The organism is Saccharomonospora iraqiensis subsp. iraqiensis (genome assembly GCF_000430445.1).
GTDB lineage: Bacteria > Actinomycetota > Actinomycetes > Mycobacteriales > Pseudonocardiaceae > Saccharomonospora > Saccharomonospora iraqiensis.
In genome coordinates this window covers 1-2,800 of the sequence record NZ_KE387125.1, presented here as the reverse complement: position 1 = coordinate 2,800, position 2,800 = coordinate 1, and the positions used below count along the sequence as shown (strand labels likewise).

At 74.6% G+C, this 2,800-nt stretch carries 3 protein-coding genes; 1 reads left to right on the top strand and 2 read right to left on the bottom strand.

Annotation, left to right across the window (positions count from 1 at the left end; translation table 11 throughout):
- Both ACTIR_RS24295 and ACTIR_RS0118720 read right to left on the bottom strand, forming a co-directional pair.
- Nucleotides 1-439, bottom strand: a 439-nt coding sequence (locus ACTIR_RS24295) for a response regulator (RefSeq protein ID WP_019810943.1), incomplete at its 3' end; no start/stop codon positions are given.
- Nucleotides 436-2,199 carry a sensor histidine kinase gene (locus tag ACTIR_RS0118720; RefSeq protein WP_026455424.1) on the bottom strand — a complete coding sequence of 588 codons (1,764 nt, stop codon included), beginning with the start codon at nt 2,197-2,199 and terminating at the stop codon, nt 436-438. The genes ACTIR_RS24295 and ACTIR_RS0118720, both read right to left, overlap by 4 nt.
- A 144-nt stretch (nt 2,200-2,343) precedes the next feature.
- Between ACTIR_RS0118720 and ACTIR_RS0118715 the strand changes: the two genes are divergently transcribed.
- Nucleotides 2,344-2,800 (top strand): ATP-binding cassette domain-containing protein (locus ACTIR_RS0118715; protein WP_233345951.1); only part of this gene is annotated, 457 nt, incomplete at its 3' end.

Here is a 2,800-nt window from a genome sequence, read left to right as displayed (position 1 = left end):
CCGGGCCACCGGCGCCGCCCGCGAAGTGCCGCAGCAGCCGGACGGTGACCTGCGGGGACACGAGGGCGTCCCCGCGTGCCGCCGCGCGCACCGCCTCCACCAGCAGGGCCGGTCCCGCGTCCTTGAGCAGGAAGCCCGAGGCACCGTTGTCCAGCGCGGAGTGGACGTACTCGTCGAGGTCGAACGTGGTGACCACGACGACCTTGAGCGGGTCCGCGACGTCCGGCCCGGCGAGTCGCCCGGTGGCCTCCAGTCCGTCGATGCCGGGCATCCGGATGTCCAGCAGGCACACGTCGGGCCGTAGTTCGCGGGCCCGGCGGACGGCCCCGACCCCGTCGGCGACGTCCGCGACCACCTCGATGTCGTCCTGGGCGTCCAGAATCATCCGGAAACCCGCGCGCACCATGTCCTGGTCGTCGGCGATCAGCACCCGGATCACTGCCCGTCCTCCCTGTCGGCCCCGGTGGATTCCGCCGCGAGCGGGATCCACGCCCGCACCCGCCATCCGCCGCCGTCGTCGGCGGGGCCCGCGGACAGGCTGCCGCGCAACAGCTCCACGCGTTCGCGCATCCCGACGAGACCGTATCCGGACTCGTCGGTGGGCCCGTCGACGCCTCCGGTGCCGTCGTCGGCGATCTCCACGTACAGGGTGTCGGCGGTCGTGCCCGCGCGCACCGTCACCGCGGTGGCCCCGGTGGCGTGCTTGCCGACGTTCGTCAGGGACTCCTGCACCAGCCGCAGCACCGACCGCGCCACCTCCCCGGGGAGGTCGGCCGGGAGGTCGAGTTCGGCGGTGGTGGGCACGCCGTGATTGGCCGAGTCGATCAGCGTGCGCAGATCCGCCGTCGGATCCGTGGTGGCCCGCGCGCTGAATCCGCCCGCGCCCGCCTGCGCCTGTTCGCGCATGCTCCGCACCAGGCGGCGCATGGCGGTCATCGCGTCGGTGCCCGCCCGTTCGATCCCCTCCAGCGCGTCCACCGCCGCGTGCGGGTTGTGCTCGGCGACCAACCGGGCGGCCTGGGCCTGCACCACGATCCCGGTGACGTGGTGCGCGACGACGTCGTGCAGTTCCCGGGCCAGCGCCATCCGCTCGGCGGTCTGGGCGTCGTGGACCGCGGTGGCCAGGGTCCGGGCGCGGTCGGTGTCGCGGGCGCGCAGGAACAGGCCGAAGGCCACGGCGAGGCCGAGCAGCAGCGACGCGCCGACGAACAACGTGCGCAACGGCGGGGCGTCGTCGAACATCGTGTGGAGCACGGCCACCGCGGCCACCACGGCGCTCATCCCGCCGATGAGCATCCCCGCCCGCCGGGGCGGAGTCAGGCGTACCAGGGCGACCACCACGACCACGCCCGCCGCGACCTGCCCGTACGGCACACCACCGGTAGCCGGGTAGACCGAGGGACCGAAGGTTCCCCGGCCGATGACGACCCCCGCGACGACGGTGGTGGCCGTCAGCACGGTGCCGAACAGCACCGCGGCCCGGACCGGACGCCGGACCGCGGTGACCGCGCCGGCCGCCCCCGCCAGCGAGAACGGGAACAGTACCGCGGTGGGCGGAGCCTGGACCGAGAAGGACATCAGTTCGAGGAACAACCCTCCGGCGAGCACGCCCACGGCGGGCCACTGTTCGCGCAGCAGGGTGCCGATCCGACCCGGTCGCTCCGTCGTGCGGGCGCGCCCCACCACACCGGCGGCCACGGTGAGTACGAGCAGCACCGAACCCTCCAGCAGGGTCTCGTCGAAGGAGGAGCCCGGCACCGACCGGTCGCGCAGTCCCACGCTGAACAGCGTGCCCAGCACCAGTGCCCCGCCCGCGAACACCGCGTCGAGCGTGGGGAGCGCGCGGACGCCGTGGTACAGCAGCACGAGCCCGGCCACGGTCTCGGTGACGGTGATCCCGTGGAGCAGGGCGGTGTACGAGGGCGCCTCCACACGGGAGATGAGCGCGCTGGAGGCCACCAGGACGGCCGATCCGGCCCACGCCGCCCGTGCGGGCCGTGCCGGGGCGGCGAGTGCGCACGCGGTGAGCCCGACGATCCCGGGAAGCAGCCACAACTCGACGCCGTGCGGGCCGTAACGGTCGAACCCGGCGGTGCTGACGATCAGTAGGTCGACGAGCAGGGCGGCCACCAGCACCGCGCCCGGCGGGCCGAGACGGGACAGGGCCGTGGTGAGCCGTGTGTTCCGGGTGGTTGCCACGTCCGACGACGGTAGAGCAGGCGGTGGTCCGGCCCAGCGGCCGTCGGACCGAGGGCGGCTCGGCCGATCGGCCGATTTCCCACGCCGGGTTCCGGACCGTCCGTCCGACGCGGTCGGCCCGGGGAGCACGCGAGGCTGCCTGCCATGGTTTTCGGAAGAGACAAGGCGGTTGCGGTGCGCGGGGCGGACCCCGGCGCCGACCCGGCGGGACGACCGGTGCCGGCCGGGCCGTCCGCACCGGCACTGGCCGGACGGGGGCTGGTCAAGACCTACGGCACCCAGCGGGCGCTCGACGGGGTCGACATCGAGATCGCTCCGGGCGAGGCGGTGGCCGTGGTCGGTCCGTCCGGGTCGGGGAAGTCGACGTTGCTGCACGTGCTCGCGGGCATCCTGCCCGCCGACGCGGGCGAGGTGTTCGCGGGCGGGACGAGGATCGACGACGCGTCCGAGACCGCGCGCAGCGAGCTGCGCCGCACCCGGTTCGGGTTCGTCTTCCAGTCCGGGATGCTCGTGGCCGAGCTGACCGCCGAGGAGAACGCCGCCCTGCCGCAGCTGCTGGGCGGCCTCGGGCGGGGCGCGGCGCTGGCCACCGCCCGCGACC